This is a genomic window from Bacillus sp. AP8, assembly GCF_000321185.1.
Classification (GTDB): domain Bacteria; phylum Bacillota; class Bacilli; order Bacillales; family DSM-1321; genus Bacillus_AD; species Bacillus_AD massilioanorexius.
Window position 1 is genome coordinate 29,464 of sequence record NZ_CAPG01000072.1, and the last position, 16,136, is coordinate 45,599.

Genomic DNA, 16,136 nt, shown 5'->3' on the forward strand with positions numbered 1-16,136 from the left:
CTTATTTAAATAGGCTGCCAATTAACATTACCTTCATAAATTCGTTTGAGTGAATTTTTTCCAAAAATAACATTTTCACCAAAAACAGTCCATTCAAAAATAAAATTATAAAGATTTTGTTTAGGATATGCAATAGGTCTCTATTCACTTCTTTCTTAAAATTCCTAACTTACAAATCTCGCATGCTGTTCATTTACTTCTTTATACCTCAAAATCTAGTAATTAAAACAGACTAAAAGGGCGCCACAAAAAAAGCCCTAGCAAAGGGCTTTTTAATGTAAAACATAATTAGTCATGTGTGCTTATTAGTAAGATGTAATGAAATTTTTTCTTCGATATACACTTAGAAAAATTCCTACGATGATGGCATAAAGTAATGTTGGCATTATGCCATAACTAATAAAGGGTAAGGACATTGAAATAATCGGTAACAAACCGATTGTCATAAAAAAATGATAAATAAATTGAACAGAAAAGAGAGTAACCCCTCCAACTATAAGCATTTTTCCAAAGAAGTCATTTATATTCCTTACAACAAAAATCATTCGTATCATGAATAATGTCAACACTATTATTAAGATAATCGCTAAAAGCCAGCCGTAATGATACGTAAAGCTAACCAAAACAAAGTCTGTTAGTGATTCCGGAATTTGTACATTGGTATTTGCGTTGCCGAACCAACCGGCATCTAGCAACAGCTCTTTCATATATAAATATAAATAACCACCACTATCACTATATTTTTCGGGATCTAGAAAGCCTATTAATCTATTTTTTACATACGGCCACATGATAAATGTGCTTATTACTGCAGTCCCAAGAACAGATAATGTAAAACCAATTATCTTTTTAAAACTTAAATGACTATACCAAATCATCACAAAAAACATCAAACTATATATAAAAGATATTGATATTCCCCCTACAGAAAGAAACATAAACAAGGTGATGAAGAAAATGCCTCCTGCTTGCCAAAGAGTCATTTTTTTATGATTAAAGAAAGTTGCCCAAAAAAGGAAAAAGAATGGTAAAGCTGTCGAACTACTAATAGAAAGAGGTCCAGCTATAAAATATGGATTACCCTTCACATAAGTATTAGGGAGAATCTGAAGTATGATTAAAATACCCAAACCTACTCCTAAAAATAACCATTTATATTGAATCAGCTTTCGGTAATCATAAAACATTAGTCCAAAGGCTATCCCTACTCCTAATATTGTAATAATCCCTTTATTTATGATAGTTGCTACATCCATATTTCCAACACTTAATAAAGGTAAAAATCCTAAACTCATTGTCAGAACTAATAGAATAATCATAAGCCAATCAACTCTTGGACGATGAATTTTATTTAGCTCCATCCCCAGTTGGATTGGACTTCCCATCTGTTCTATCGCCTTTGCTTCCGCTTCTCCACCTGTTAATCCGTTCTTTATTAAATGTTTCTTAACTCCCTTTATATGGAAATCCAATTCTTCAGATACATATTTTTTTGCTTCCTTCGATCGAATTTGATTCATCACTTCATTTAGATAAGATTCGCTTTTATTCTGCATTCTTTTCACCCTTCTAACAACTCACGAAAGGTTATTTGCTTTCTTTGTTGTTGTTTTTCTGCTTTCTGCATGACTTTTCTTCCTTTATCATTCAACAGATATAATTTCCCTGAATCTTCATCCCATCTTGAACAAATATATTGTTGTTGCTCTAACCGATGAATAATCGTATATAAAAATCCTTCATTGTCCTCAAATCTCTTTATTCCTCTTCCTCTTAAAAGCTTGGATAGCTCATAACCATTTTTTTCAGAGATAAGTAACTGCATAATGGCTAATATAATCTCTTCATCTGTTTCTTTTTGCTTATGGATTTTTTCCAAAACTCGATTTTGAAGCTGATTAGTAAAGTGTAAATCTTGATAAATCGTTTTTTTCATCGATTGTCGCAGCCCTTTTAGCCGTTCTTCCATTGCTCTACTCCTCCAATCTTTCCTTTAATAGTTCTTTTGCTTTTTTAAGCCTTGTTTTAATCGTATTTTCATTCACTTCTAATACCAACGATATTTGTTTAATGGGCAATTCCTCAAAGTAAAAAAAGTGAATCACCTCTCGATATTTGATCGGTAAGCTCATAACTGCTAAAACTAATCGAACATCCTCATCTTTTTGAATAACAGTTTGCTCGACCATTTCCTTTTGAGAGCTTCCTTTATTTGATTCTTCTTCAGCAACCATGACATTTTTGTTATACCAGCTTTTTAAAAAGTCCTTACAATGATTAATGGCAATTCTCCAAAGCCAAGTTTTAAATGTAGATTTTCCGTTATAAGTAGAAAGAGATTTATAGCATTTTATGAAAATATCTTGCGTTAAATCTTCTGCTATCGCTTTATTATTCACATAGGAATATACTAGCTGTAATAAATCTTGACCATATCTATTCATAATCTCACTGATGACTACTTCCGTATTTTCCGTTTTAATTATTTCAACTGTTAGTTCCTCCACTACTTTCTCTCCTTCCTATTAAATTAGACGAGGCTCCCTTAAAAAAGTTTTTATAAATATCTTTTTCATATTATTTCCCATCTTCTTTATACAGAAAGCCTTTTATTTATTCGAAAATAACTCTGTACTATTAGTACTTATAAAAATATTGTAAAATGAGATTTTTTTATTTATGTAAAACAACATTAAAAAAGAGACTCCTAAAGGGTCTCTTACTTAAACTATTATTTTTATGATTTAAAAATGGAATTTTCTCATCCACAACTGGATTGCCTTTTCCATCCAAAATTCCTGGGCCAGATGAATTCAACACGGTCTCTAAAGTAAGAGTATGTTTGAAATCTTCATCAGTTAAGTTCTCATTTAGTTTGATCATGTATTCATTCTGATAGGAGCCCTGATTATCAGCGATTGCTGTGATTTTCCAATTTGCCTCATCCACTTGATAATCACCAACATACAGATTTAAATCCGCAGGTGATATCCATAATCTATTAATAGGTTCACTGAATGTAATCTTTAGTTGGTCTCTTTTAACTACTTCTACTTTTTCTACATATGGCCGAACATTTTCAACAAAGTAATCATTAGTAGAAACCGTATCCATTACAGCGCCTTCTATACTTTGAACACCACTAATCTCAATATCTAACGTGCTATTTTCTTCAACAGTTTCATAATCCATTGTTAAAAATACCAAGTTGTTATCAAGAAGCTTTGCCGTACGAACTGATTTTCCAGCAACTTTATAATTATGTGGATTTTCAGCAGATACTTTCTCTAGCTCTACATCTGTATTAAATGCCACTCCAACTGTTACATTATTATAATAACTCAAAACTTCAACTCTATTACCATGTGTCGAAATAGCTGGTGGAGTATGTTTATCACTTTCAATATTTAAAGTTGGCTTGATCAATTCAGGTGTAACACCGAAATCTGGATCAACATCTGAATCATCTTCTACAGGCGGTTCTAGATCTGGATTTACCTCCGGTGGATTTGGCTCAACAACAGGTGGTTCCTCTGGATTACTACCATCCCCAGCACTTCCAATAATTTGAGCTGCACGATATAAGAAAATAGCATAATCTCCACGAATCGTGTCCTCATATGTTCCGAATTCTGCTTGATTCTTCCCTACTGTAATTTTATGTTTAACTAATGCAGATACAGCTTCTTGATATTGAGGAGCCACATCTGTAAATGAAATCTCTGCGGAACCTTTTAAATTAAAACCTTTTTGAATCCACATCGCAATTTCACCACGAGTTACATAATCATCACTACCAAATAAAGTATCTGTCTTTCCAACTGTAATTCCAGCTGCTTTTAATGCATTCACATATTTTACAGCACGTGAAGGTACATCTTTAAATCCTGATGCTGGTGCCTTATCACCATCTAAATCTAGTACTTTCGCTAGCATAACAGCGGCATCAACTCGTTTAATCGCTCTATAAGTGCCAAATTCCTTTTTATTAAAGCCAGACACACCTTTAGATACTACAAAATCTACTGCTTTCATATATTTGCTAGGCACGTCTATGAAACTATGAGCAAAAACGGATGTTCCAAAAGAAGATACAGCTACTACTGCAGCCGCAGATGATAAAAATAATTTATTTTTCAACTACTATAACTCCTTTATTTATGATAAAAATAGCATTTACTAAAAATGACATTTTCCATTTTATCTCCAGTTAATGGCTATTACTACGGCAACTATTTCCTTTTATAGGTAAACCATCTAAGCTATGAATTCACATCTACTTTGAAAATTGTTCAAATCTATCCATTCATCAAGATACCAAATAAGGAAAAATAAGGATTCAACCTTAGTCTATTGCTGTTAAAATTGTATATATACTCATACTTACAGAGGAGGAGCTATGAAAAAGAAATGGGGATTATTGGCCTTAACTGTTCTTATTCTGCTAGCCATCGGAGGATATTTATTAATGAAACCAACTGAAAACGAAATACTTAATAAAGTGGATGAGAAGTTTACTAATGAATTATTATCTCAAATAAAAGGGGATACAGACTTTCTTCACTTCAGCTCTAAAACTAAAAAATATAATATGAAATTTCCAAAAGGATATTTGATAGATAAAAGTCTATATGAAAAAAATGACGATCGCTTTGAATATATGCTTGCTAAAGATGAATACTTTATGAGGTTGAGTGCAGAAGATGAAGTAAAAAAAGAGATTGCTCGCGATTTTGTTGTGACGTATTCAGAAAATAAGGCTCGTGAAACAGAGAACTCCTTAAGAACTTTCCTAAGTGACTATGCCTATAACAATGAACATAAAAAATAGATTTAACTGATTGTATTGCATATGTAGGTAAAACATATGTTTCAATTAATGGTACTGATATAAAAAAAGAAGATCCTACAAAAAATGGTGCAAATAGCTTTTTTGCGTTAGTTGAAGATAAAAAGACCGGACAAATTGTTGAGATTGTATATTCTGTTCGCTGTGTTCAAGATGATAATAGTTGTTCTATAAATAGTAAAAATGAAGAAGCTCTTTTTAAGACGATTTACGAAAGTGTCACTTTTCAATAAGGGTTTCTATTCACCTTCAGATATTAAACCAATCTCACTCATAATGCGAAAATAAGGAAAAATAAGGATTTATCCTTAGTCTATAGATGTTAAAATTGTATATATATTTATACTTACAGAGGAGGAGCTATGAAAAAAAAATGGGTATTATTGGCCTTAATTGTTCTTATTCTGCTAGCTATAGGAGGATATTTATTAATGAAACCAACTGAGAACGAAATACTAAATAAAGAGGATGAGAAGTTTACTAATGAATTATTATCTCAAATAAAAGGGGATACAGACTTTCTTCACTTCAGCTCTAAAACTAATAAATATAATATGAAATTTCCAAAAGGATATTTGATAGACAAAAGTCTATATGAAAAAAATGACGATCGCTTTGAATATGTGCTTGCTAAAGATGAATACTTTATGAGGTTGAGCGCAGAAGATGAAGTAAAAAAAGAGATTGCTCGCAATTTTGTTGTGACGTATTCAGAAAATACGGCTCGTGAAACAGAGAACTCCTTAAGAACTTTTCTAAGTGACTATGCCTATAACAATGAACATAAAAAAATAGATTTAAATGATTGTATTGCATACGTAGGTAAAACTTATGTTTCAATTAATGGTACTGATATAAAAAAAGAAGATCCTACAAAAAATGGTGCAAATAGCTTTTTTGCGTTAGTTGAAGATAAAAAGACCGGACAAATTGTTGAAATTGTATATTCTGTTCGCTGTGTTCAAGATGATAATAGTTGTTCTATAAATAGTAAAAATGAAGAAGCTCTTTTTAAGACGATTTATGAAAGCATCGATTTTCGATAAGGATGTGATTTTATGGAAAAAACTCCTTTTTTGAATGATAACTCTCGAAATCGTTTAGCCGGTTTAATTTATGAAGATGATATCTCTAAAGATGATATTAATCAGATAATAATTGAAGAATTAGGAGTCAAAGATATTCCTAATTTCAAAATTTATCCATCAAAACAAGATCCATCAGGTTTTGAAGGAATAGCTATACATTTCGCTGATACTCATAAGAAATTAAATGAAGTGTACTTTGTAGCTAGAGGAACAGAATCTACAAGTTTCGAAGACTTATATGCAGATGCAGCAGGAATAGCGGCTGGTAGTAATACTGAACAATTAAAAGCTGCCGAAAAAATGTATAAAGAAGTAACCACAAATATTCTGAAACAACAAAGTAAAAGTAAAACAAATTTTCCAGAATTAACATTACATGGTGATGGACATTCACTTGGTGGCAACATAATTACTAGCTTATCACTAAAAACTGGTACATTTAATTCTGTTCGTGGGTTAAATGATGCTCCTGTAAACGTGTATCAATTGTATAGATATGACCCTGTCTTTAATGATTATATTAATAGACTCACAAACTATAAAAAAATAAACAAGATCCCCGAAAAACAATTACTAAAGTATGCTAACACTTTCTATCAAAATCAAAGTGATAAAATTACTCATGTACGTGTTAAAGGTGAACCACTTTATAGTCAATCATTTAAAGGGAAAATGTACATAGGAAAAAGCATAATCGTTTTAGGCGATCAAAACACGAATAACTTCCCTGATATAGGTTCCTATCCTTTTGAAAAGTTAAGTAAGTATTTCCCCGTATTTTATCTAGAAAAACTAAGATACAATTCTGGAACAAGTCAAATATTAAGCGGTATTAGAAATATCGATGAAAATTTAGGGTTATCTGGAACAGAAGCCTTAATCAATGATATTAAAACTAGTTATAATCAATCAGAGTACTTTAAAGCTATTACTTCAACATTGAATACATCGAATGATGTTAACTCAGGAATATTAAATATACTAAATTCTCCACTTGCTCTTTTTTATCAAGGTAGACAAATCTATAATCATTTTGATCTTGTTGGAAATCATGGAATTGAAGTACTCATCAATATGTATAAAAATCAAGATCCTACCCATAGACAAAGCTTCTATAACTTCACAGACCCCACTTCAGGAAAACCTATCATAATGGAAAAAAGCGCTATGAAACAATTTCTCATAGGCTGCTTTGAATCATTAGAAAACAAGGAACTAGCTATAGCTAAATTAGATGATTATATCGAAAACACTACTCAACGGCTCTATCAAGATAGCGTCAATAAATTACTAGCTAAAATGAACGAAAAAGAAGCTAATCCAGATGCATTTTTTTCAGAGGTTGGCGGTTTAGGATTCTTTTCATGGGTTTCCGATAGTAGAGTGGTAGTAGATGGTTTAGTATTTGATAAAGATATAAGGGGCTTTTCAAATAGTGTTAACTCATCTCTTGATGAATTAAAAAGCATGCTACTAAATCAACGAAAGCATCTAAAAGAGTTCATTGAGAAAGTGTTATCTCTAGGAGAAAAGATATTTGAGAAAGATGAAGAATTAGCAGCTATCATCAATAAGGCGGGGGTGTAATATGTCCTCAGGTGTTAAGACAGGTAAATATGATTTTACTTTTACGGAAGATTATCTTATTGAAGAAATGAAATATCATTTAAAAAACATTGTAGAAACTAGCATAGAATCAGATGAAAGATTACTTTCTGCAAAGAAACAATTGGATAATCAATCTGGCGAATTCATAGATTCTTTAAATGATTTTCTTTTACGCTATACCTCCATAAATCAAATGTTCATCCAAGATCATCATCGTTACAACATGGAGCATATTCTTTCTATGACACACTTTATTGAAAACACTTATGAAAATAGAAGCTATAATTTGTATTATCATATCGTTGAGCTAGAAAAAAAATAAAACTCATTTTGTTAAAAGCAGCTGCCTTTCGACTGAAGGGACAGCTGCTTTATGTTAATGTCTATTTCAACTAAAAAATACATTTCATCTTAATGATCTCGATGCACAATATAGTTCAATAAATGCTTCAGAAAAACGGTGTTTCGAGGCACCTGCTGCAAGGCTTCCATCGCCAAACAATATTGATTCCACATTTCTTTGCGAGCAGCCTCTTGTCCTAGAATAGTCACGAACGTTGAGTTATTATTCTCTATATCTTGACCAATTGGCTTTCCAAGGACATTTTGCGTACCTTCGACATCAAGTAAATCATCTTTAATTTGAAAAGCAATACCAGCGTGACGAGCGTATTTTTTCAACGCTGCTATTTCTGGCTCTTTAGCTTGTGCAAGAATAGCTGGCATGATGAGAGAAGCCTCAAATGCAATTCCTGTTTTAAAAAAGCACATGCACTTCAACTGTTCTATTGTTAATGACTGTCCTTTCGTTTCTAAATCCATTGCCTGTCCTTTACACATATCCATTGTTCGTTGAGCTGAATAACGAATTAAACGAAGTACAGACTCTGAATCAAACTGTTTAAGAGCTGTTTGCTCTTCAATCGCTTTCTGCGTCAGAAACAGACCTGTTATTTCTGCAATCGCCGTATTATAAACTTGATGTAGCGTTGCACGTCCTCTACGAGTAGAAGCATTATCTTGTGACGGTAAATCATCAAAAATAAGCGAGGCAGTATGCATATATTCTAACGATTTCAAAAGTGGTATAATCGCCGACTGATCTAATCTATATCCATTAATCCCCATAACCCATGTCATGATAGGTCTTAAACGCTTACCGTCACCTTCCAAACTATAGTTAGCAGCTTCAATGATAGACTGTTTCATAAAAGTATCTTGCTTATTTTGAGTAATAGGAAGATTATTGTTTATCTCATTCCTAACGTTTTTTAGTGTATCTAAAAATTTATCTTGTTCCTTCCGTTCCTCTCTAAGAGTTGTAAGCATATGATCACGAAGTAATTTATCAAAGAAATCTACATCATCTGCTTTCTTTACTAAATCTTGAATGACAGAATGAAATGCAGGGGTACTTGAGGCTAAAACATCCATAATTTCTTTATATTTTTCATTTCCAAGTCGTTCTTTGTATCGTTTCAGGCCATTAATAGCACGGGCTAAAATCACCTTTCGAACCTTTGCATCAGAGCGATACACGTCATGAATCAAATAGCTAATGACCGTCCAGTATAATTCATAAGGATTGATTAAATCACTACGCTTATTATGATATTTCATATAATATGTATAAGGTGTAACTGCACCAGCTTTCATATCGTCAAACAAATCAGCAAAATCATCCGCTAGCTGATTGTATATACCATAATAAAATGTACGGCTATCAAATCCCTTATCTTCATCTGCACTGATTACTGAGCGGACAATCAAGCGTGAGGAAGCCGATTTTAAAATGACTGGAATATATATTTCTTCATTCGTGTAATGGGCATTCTCTAGATCCTTATCTCGATCTTCTTCTTGAGATTGAAAAAACACATAAGATTGCTCAAAAAACTGTTTGCTTGTCTCAGGTCGTTGCTGATTTTTAATATACTCAAACGCCTCTCGGAGCTCGGAATGAATATATTGCATCAACCGTGCATTTTTTCCAGACCATTCCCCTAATTCTGGGACAGATCCTGTAAGGAGCGTCCTACGAATTAAGTCAGAGTACTTTTTTTTCTCTTTTTCTGATAACACTTCGGAATCTAGAAGGTCATCAATGAAAGGATAGGTCAGCCCATAGGAATACCCTAGCTTAATCGCTTCCTCAAGCTTTGATGTTCTTTCATAAGGAGGTATATCCTCATCCATCTCCTCCACCACATGCATAACAACTCCACCTATAAGCTTAATTAACTTCCGTTGAGCTTGTTCTCTATCCATACCTTCTGGAATATGGTTAGATGCTGTCTTTATTTTATCCATCACCCAAATGAGTGTTGATTCTACCCCTTCTTTCTGAGCCCATCTATACAGCTTCGCCATACTAAATGTTTCCTTGTCACCATTAGTAGTTTTCATTAATTGCTTTTTCAAATGAGCAACTGCACGTTGAACCCGTTCTTGTGTTTCAGGCATATCCAACGCTTTTCCTAAGTCCCTCATAAAAATATACGCAACACTTCGATCTAGATAATTTTCTAGTTTTCCAGAGTAATTTAGCCATTGAATATACTTATAATAGTCTTTAGAATCAGGTTTTCTTTTTCCACGTGAAAAAAGGGAGAAAATAGACGAACGATGAACATGTGTCGACTTCCAAGATTGTATATCTTTTGTCAATATAGGTACATAGCTCTTTAACTTAACTTGTTTATATAGTGTTTCAAAATATTGAGTAGCACTCTGCTCAGCTTGCCGATAACATTCATCAGCATTTTCTATTAATTTATTATTCATACGGTACATTACCTCAATCTATTAGTCTCATTTTATCTTATGCACTATTATTTAAACTCATCTTCAATGTTTACATTTAAATGACATTTACATTCTCGAACTTTATTAGTGCCACTCTATTCCTATACCCTAAAATCCAAGTATTATGAGCTGAATTTTTTGTAAACATTACATTTAGGGTACAATCCTGCGACTTTACATTTCTACTCTTAATACTACGTTTCAATTCAATTAAAGTTTTCAACTAAATATTGGCTAAGATGGATAACTACGCACTTTCTACGTACAAGCATTGAGCCCTCTTCGCATTTCAATTGCCTCTAGGAATTTCTCAAGTAATATAGCACTGAATCTTTTTATAAAAAAACCTCGAGATTGGTTAGATACATCTTTGCAATCTCGAGGTTACTATTGTTTTCGTCTAATCACGTTCCGCAAAACGTCCGATAAGGTTTATCTGATGGTTCAGGCACTTTACAATACTCATCTTGTTCTGGTGTATAAGCATATGGATCTGAGAGTACATTAAGCAATCTCTCTATGACACTATAGTCGCCGTCTACAGCAGCTTTGAGTGCTTCCTCTACCCTATAATTACGTGGGATAACGGCTGGATTGCTCTTTCTCATCAAATTATGGGAAGCTTCTCTTGATTGCTCTTGTCTACCAAGTCTTTCTTGCCACAATTGATACCACTCTTCAAATTCTTCCTTATCATACAGAACCGTATGCTCCAGTTTATTAAAAGTTAGCGCACGAAATGTATTTGTGTAGTCTGCCTGATACTTTTCCATCATCTGAAGAAGAACTTTAATAAGAGCTTCATCTTTTTCTTCTTCATTAAAAATACCGAGTTTTGCTCTCAAGCCATTATACCATTTACTTTGGAACAGCTTAGCAAAATGAGACAGTGCATCCTCTGCAATCTTAATGGCTTCTTCCTGTTTATTATGAAGTAATGGTAATAAGGTTTCAGCAAAGCGAGTGAGATTCCACAAAGCCATATATGGCTGGTTACCAAACGCATAACGCCCCTCCTCGTCAATAGAGCTGAATACAGTTGCTGGATCATAAGTATCCATAAATGCACAAGGACCGTAATCAATTGTTTCTCCGCTAATTGTCATATTATCGGTGTTCATCACGCCATGGACAAAGCCTACAAGCTGCCATTTTGCTAGTAAATCAGCTTGACGCTGAATAACCATTTGAAGAAGAGCTAAATAGCGATTCTCATCATCTGCAACATCTGAATAATGCCTATTCAACGTATAGTCAGCTAAGGCACGTAAATCTTCTACTGTTCCAAAATTTGCAGCATACTGAAAGGTACCAACACGAATGTGACTAACCGCCACTCGAGTTAGAACAGCTCCAGGTAGATAAGTTTCACGAGCTACTGCCTCACCAGTTGTCACGACCGCTAAGCTGCGGGTTGTAGGAATTCCAAGAGCATGCATCGCTTCACTAATAATATATTCACGCAGCATCGGCCCAAGTGCCGCACGACCATCTCCACCACGCGAGTATGGTGTTCGACCTGGTCCTTTCAATTGAATATCAACGCGATCACCTTGTGGAGTAATTTGCTCACCAAGTAGAATAGCTCGACCATCTCCTAGCATTGTAAAATGCCCGAACTGATGCCCTGCATAAGCTTGTGCCAAAGGGTTAGCACCTTTAGGAATTCTGTTACCTGCAAACACCATAACAGCCTCTTCGCTTAGAAGTTCATCTGGATTCAAGCCTAATGATTTAGCCAATGAGTTGTTAACAATAATTACTTTTGGAGACTTAACTGGGGTTGGATTTATGTTTTTATAAAAGAAATTCGGCAATCGAGCATAACTATTATCGAAGTTCCAGCCTATTTTAATCATAGAATCCCCTTTCTTTTGTGTTCTTTCTATTTCATTTGTCATTACCTTATTATAGACTTTTGGCTGGTTTTATATGTTATTTGAGGATTGCAAGAATGAATGAAAGGAAAGCGTAGTTCACTATCCACATAGTTAATGACTGTATAATAAAGAAAACGCTTCTTAGAGGTGATTGAAGCTTGAAACATCTAATGTGAAAATCTAAATGTTCTTTTGGAGTCTTTTGCAGGCTGAGCCTTATCCCGAGGAGTTGATGGCAATGAAGCCTACTAACAAAAATCGAGGTCAATCCTACTATCGACATCATCGTAGATGAGTTATCCAGCGTAAAGTAAAAATATCCAAGCAAATAGGATGGTACTCTAAATTTGATAGGAAATTTGCTAAAAGAAAAATGCACTGTTCCTGTCAGATGTGCTCGCCAAAAACAAACAGAGATGGTTTTCCTCTTTCACAAATCAAGACATTGGAACGTTTAGATAGCCAATTGCATAACTTTCATAAAGAGATAGAGTATTGAATTTTTTAAGAAAGAGCCTTGAATTCTTTTATTAAAAGTCAAGAAAATGTTTAAAATCATTTATAATTAAACAACCAAATATAATGTCACACATTTTATAAGTCAAAAGAGAGGATAGATGAACAGGATTAAAATACCTGTATTCATCTATCCTTTTTTGTACAACAAATGACCTCATTTACCACAACAAAATGTTTTCTGTTGTTCAACTAAACCAGCTAATAGGTTGTCAACATCTTTCTCTTAAACAATAAATTATTTATGCTATACTGTTTTTAGGCATACCAAATAACCCTCCAGATATCTTATGGAAGGTTTTTCTTTATATGGCTAAAAAATCTTTCTAAGCTATATCTAGGAAATATTCTTTCCTTTTTAGTAAAGCATAAATCCAGTGAAGAAGTTTATTAATGCAAGCGATAATTGCCACTTTCGAAGGCTTTCCTTCTGAACGTTTCTTGTCGTAGAACTCTTTGAGTTTTTTATTTCTGGAACTCCTTATTCCACATAAAACAGCTAGATATAAACTGTGCCTTAGCCTACTGGAACCTCGTTTCGTTATCCGATTCGTCGTCGCTGTAAACTTGCCAGAAATGGACACTGGGATCAATTCCAGCGTAGGCCACTAATTTCTTAGGGTGATTAAACCGATCAATCTCACCGATTTCGGAAATAATCGTGGTGGCGATTTTTTCTCCGATTCCAGGGATTGATTGGATAATCTTATATTCTTCTATTTCATATGTCAGGGAGACCATTTGGCTCTCTAAATCTGAAAGGTGTCCTTGGTAGTGAAATAGGATGTCTATATACATATTAAGATTGATAAGATGACTTAGATAAATCACTTTTTGAAATGGATTTTGAGAAGCTGAATGGATCAATTTCTTGGCTTTCTCTTTTTCCCACTGAATCGAACGAGTTGGACAATACCCTTTTATTCGTTCTGCCAATTCCTCTACATCAGTTTTTAGAATCTTCTCCGATGTTGGATATTCTCTTAATATCGATAAAGATACTTTCGAAAAAAGATCTCCAAATACCTTTCGGTAATCAGGAAAAGTCTGATCTAAAATCGTATGAAATTGCAGTTTTGCTTCTACATATTCGTCACAATTTCCTGTTGTCTAGATAGGTTACGAAGGTTCAATAGCTGAATTCCCCTCATTTTATAAGGTTCAAAGTCCTCTTTGTAATAGAGGACACATAATTGATACGCATCAAATGCGTCTGTTTTTACCTTTCTTAAACTGGATTTCTTTGCTTGATGAGAAATGATTAGATTTAACAGAATATAAAGTAAATCGTTCTCTTCTAAGCATTGAATAACAGGAGTATGGTAATGCCCCGTTGATTCCAATATGACTGGCATCTGACCTGTCATTGATTTAATTTCCCCTAAGAAACTTACAAACCCATCTAATTCTTCGCGATTATGCTTAATTGAAAAGCTCTTTCCATAAGGCTTTCCTTTATCTAAAAAAGCCTGAATTTCACTCTCTCCTTTAGCTACATCTATACCCACAACTGGGTCCATTCTTTCTCCTCCTCTTACGTATTCACCAGTAACCCCTATTACCTCCAAGTAGTATTATAGCTTCGCTTGTTATACGAGATCTCAGCCCCAACCAGCCTCAAACATAATTCTACAAGTAGGGGGTGAACAGTTTAGTTGACGGGATCAATGTCCCACGCCCCCGTACGTTCTACCCTGGCTACTGATAGATTAATTCGAAATAAAAAAAGTTCAACCAGAAAGTTCTGGCTGAACTATATAATACGAACGCCCCTGTTTGTTTAAGAACATTTATTCACAAACTCTAATATAGAAATACATCAAATCTAATAAAGTTAGCAGAACCGTATCACTTACTTGTGATACGGTTCTTTATTATTTATAGATTTATTAATAAAAAACATTGGTACTTAGAATTCATATGAATATTTATTATCAGATAAAACTTTATTTCAATGAGTATAGACATCTAGATATAAAGAAAAAATAATTTGGAAGTCATTTATGAAAAATTATGATATTAGATAAAATAATTAGATTGTATGAATATAGAAAAAGAAAGGAAGATATATAAAGAAATTTGTTAGCATTATGGTTCTTAAAATTCATGATAAAGGATAAGAAAAGCATGAAAAAACTCTTGAGTTTATGTGTTGCTGGAGTTTATAGCATATTTATAGGCGTTGCTATTGGAACAATTACATGGATATTTTTAACTTTAATATTCAGCGGAATAGACTTTATATGGTATGACTTTGTATTTAAGGAAAATAAAAAGCATTTAACTTTATTTGTATGTATTTTAGGTGGTGTTATAGTAGGTCTGTGCCAAAAATATTTTGGAAAATATCCAAAAACAATGCAAGATGTTTTAGTAGAGTTTAAAAAAATAAAAGAGTTGAATACAAATCGTTGCCAAAATCAGCAATATCAGCATTAATTGTTCTTTGGTTTGGGGCAAGTCTTGGACCAGAAGCTGCTTTAAGTGGAATTGTAGGGGGATTAGTTACTTTATCTGGTGATTTACTTAAATATGGGTTTAAAAGAAAAGAAATCGAAAATGATTTAAATGAAGCATTAATCCAATCAAGTATAGAATCAACTGTGGGTATTATATTTGCAGCACCATTATACGGATTTTATAGTTTAATAAGTGGTAAGGATAAAATAAAAAGATTTAAGACAGTAATATATATATTAACTGTATCTTCAGGTTTTTATGTATTTAAATTATTATCCCATATTGATAACAGAGGAACATTTGTAACGAAATTTGCAGATGCTAACATAGGCAAATTAGAATTAATTTTCTTTATTCCTCTTTTGATAGTAGGACTTCTTTTAGCACTATACTACAAAAAAATGGGCAGTGTTTTAAAGAAGATACTAAAACCTTTAGAAAATTATAAAGTAGTAAAATCAGTTCTAGGAGGAGTTATATTAGCAATATTAGGTATAACAATACCTTATATATTCTTCTCTGGAGAACATGACTTAAAAGATATAATAGTAAATTGGGAAAGTTTAGGATTATTTTGGCTTCTTATAATATGCCTATGTAAGCTTTTAGCAACAGAAGTATGTATTTTAACAGGATGGATTGGAGGACATATTTTTCCTGTAATGTTTTCGGGAGTTGCTATGGGACTTGCAATTTCAAGTGTATCTACAGTAGACCCTGTATTTTCAGCATGTATAGTTGCTACTACTTTTATGAGTGCAATAATGGGAAATTATATTGTAACAATATTTTTGCTTATATTATTTTTCCCAATAAACCTTGTTATTTTTATAGTAATATCAGCTGTATTAGGGGTTGCACTTATAAAAAAGTATAATAATCTAATACAATAACATTATTTTAAAACATCTTAGCTATTTCCCTCCTGCA

At 33.2% G+C, this 16,136-nt stretch carries 12 protein-coding genes and 1 pseudogene; 6 read left to right on the plus strand and 7 right to left on the minus strand.

What is annotated here, in order from left to right:
• Positions 1 to 305 precede the first annotated feature (305 nt).
• The 4 genes from BN349_RS17335 to BN349_RS25005 all read right to left on the minus strand — a co-directional run bounded on the left by BN349_RS17335 (position 306) and on the right by BN349_RS25005 (position 4,140).
• The gene (locus tag BN349_RS17335) at positions 306 to 1,556 is read right to left on the minus strand and encodes an FtsW/RodA/SpoVE family cell cycle protein (RefSeq protein ID WP_019243603.1); all 1,251 of its coding nucleotides are present in this window, start codon (positions 1,554 to 1,556) and stop codon (positions 306 to 308) included.
• Positions 1,557 to 1,561: 5 nt separating this feature from the next.
• Positions 1,562 to 1,969, minus strand: a complete 408-nt coding sequence (locus tag BN349_RS17340; protein WP_019243604.1) for a PadR family transcriptional regulator — start codon at positions 1,967 to 1,969, stop codon at positions 1,562 to 1,564.
• Between the two features lie 4 nt (positions 1,970 to 1,973).
• Entirely contained in the window at positions 1,974 to 2,507 is a 534-nt protein-coding gene (locus BN349_RS17345) for a sigma-70 family RNA polymerase sigma factor (protein WP_019243605.1), read from the minus strand.
• Between the two features lie 166 nt (positions 2,508 to 2,673).
• Complete coding sequence (locus tag BN349_RS25005; RefSeq protein WP_019243606.1) at positions 2,674 to 4,140, minus strand: S-layer homology domain-containing protein; 1,467 nt, start codon at positions 4,138 to 4,140, stop codon at positions 2,674 to 2,676.
• 259 nt (positions 4,141 to 4,399) lie between these two features.
• Between BN349_RS25005 and BN349_RS17355 the strand changes: the two genes are divergently transcribed.
• The 4 genes from BN349_RS17355 to BN349_RS17370 all read left to right on the plus strand — a co-directional run bounded on the left by BN349_RS17355 (position 4,400) and on the right by BN349_RS17370 (position 7,867).
• Positions 4,400 to 4,831, plus strand: coding sequence for a hypothetical protein (locus tag BN349_RS17355; RefSeq protein ID WP_019243607.1), 432 nt, complete (start codon positions 4,400 to 4,402; stop codon positions 4,829 to 4,831).
• A gap of 380 nt (positions 4,832 to 5,211) precedes the next feature.
• A complete protein-coding gene (locus BN349_RS17360) occupies positions 5,212 to 5,895 on the plus strand; it encodes a hypothetical protein (protein ID WP_019243608.1) in 684 nt (227 codons plus the stop codon).
• 12 nt (positions 5,896 to 5,907) lie between these two features.
• Positions 5,908 to 7,524, plus strand: a complete 1,617-nt coding sequence (locus BN349_RS17365; protein WP_019243609.1) for a DUF6792 domain-containing protein — start codon at positions 5,908 to 5,910, stop codon at positions 7,522 to 7,524.
• A 1-nt stretch (position 7,525) separates the two neighbouring features.
• Complete coding sequence (locus tag BN349_RS17370) at positions 7,526 to 7,867, plus strand: hypothetical protein (RefSeq protein ID WP_019243610.1); 342 nt, start codon at positions 7,526 to 7,528, stop codon at positions 7,865 to 7,867.
• A gap of 89 nt (positions 7,868 to 7,956) precedes the next feature.
• Here BN349_RS17370 and BN349_RS17375 read toward each other — a convergent pair whose 3' ends face one another.
• The 3 genes and pseudogenes from BN349_RS17375 to BN349_RS24230 all read right to left on the minus strand — a co-directional run bounded on the left by BN349_RS17375 (position 7,957) and on the right by BN349_RS24230 (position 14,266).
• A complete protein-coding gene (locus tag BN349_RS17375) occupies positions 7,957 to 10,338 on the minus strand; it encodes a polyprenyl synthetase family protein (protein ID WP_026089365.1) in 2,382 nt (793 codons plus the stop codon).
• A gap of 416 nt (positions 10,339 to 10,754) precedes the next feature.
• A complete protein-coding gene (locus BN349_RS17380; RefSeq protein WP_019243612.1) occupies positions 10,755 to 12,209 on the minus strand; it encodes a protein adenylyltransferase SelO in 1,455 nt (484 codons plus the stop codon).
• An 863-nt stretch (positions 12,210 to 13,072) separates the two neighbouring features.
• A pseudogene (locus BN349_RS24230) lies at positions 13,073 to 14,266 on the minus strand (IS110 family transposase).
• Between the two features lie 607 nt (positions 14,267 to 14,873).
• On the opposite strand from BN349_RS24230, the gene BN349_RS25010 reads away from it, so the two are divergent.
• A complete protein-coding gene (locus BN349_RS25010; RefSeq protein ID WP_157381030.1) occupies positions 14,874 to 15,185 on the plus strand; it encodes a hypothetical protein in 312 nt (103 codons plus the stop codon).
• The gene (locus tag BN349_RS24235) at positions 15,158 to 16,099 is read left to right on the plus strand and encodes a chloride channel protein (RefSeq protein ID WP_051024286.1); all 942 of its coding nucleotides are present in this window, start codon (positions 15,158 to 15,160) and stop codon (positions 16,097 to 16,099) included. Before BN349_RS25010 ends, BN349_RS24235 begins: the two co-directional genes overlap by 28 nt.
• Positions 16,100 to 16,136 lie beyond the last annotated feature (37 nt).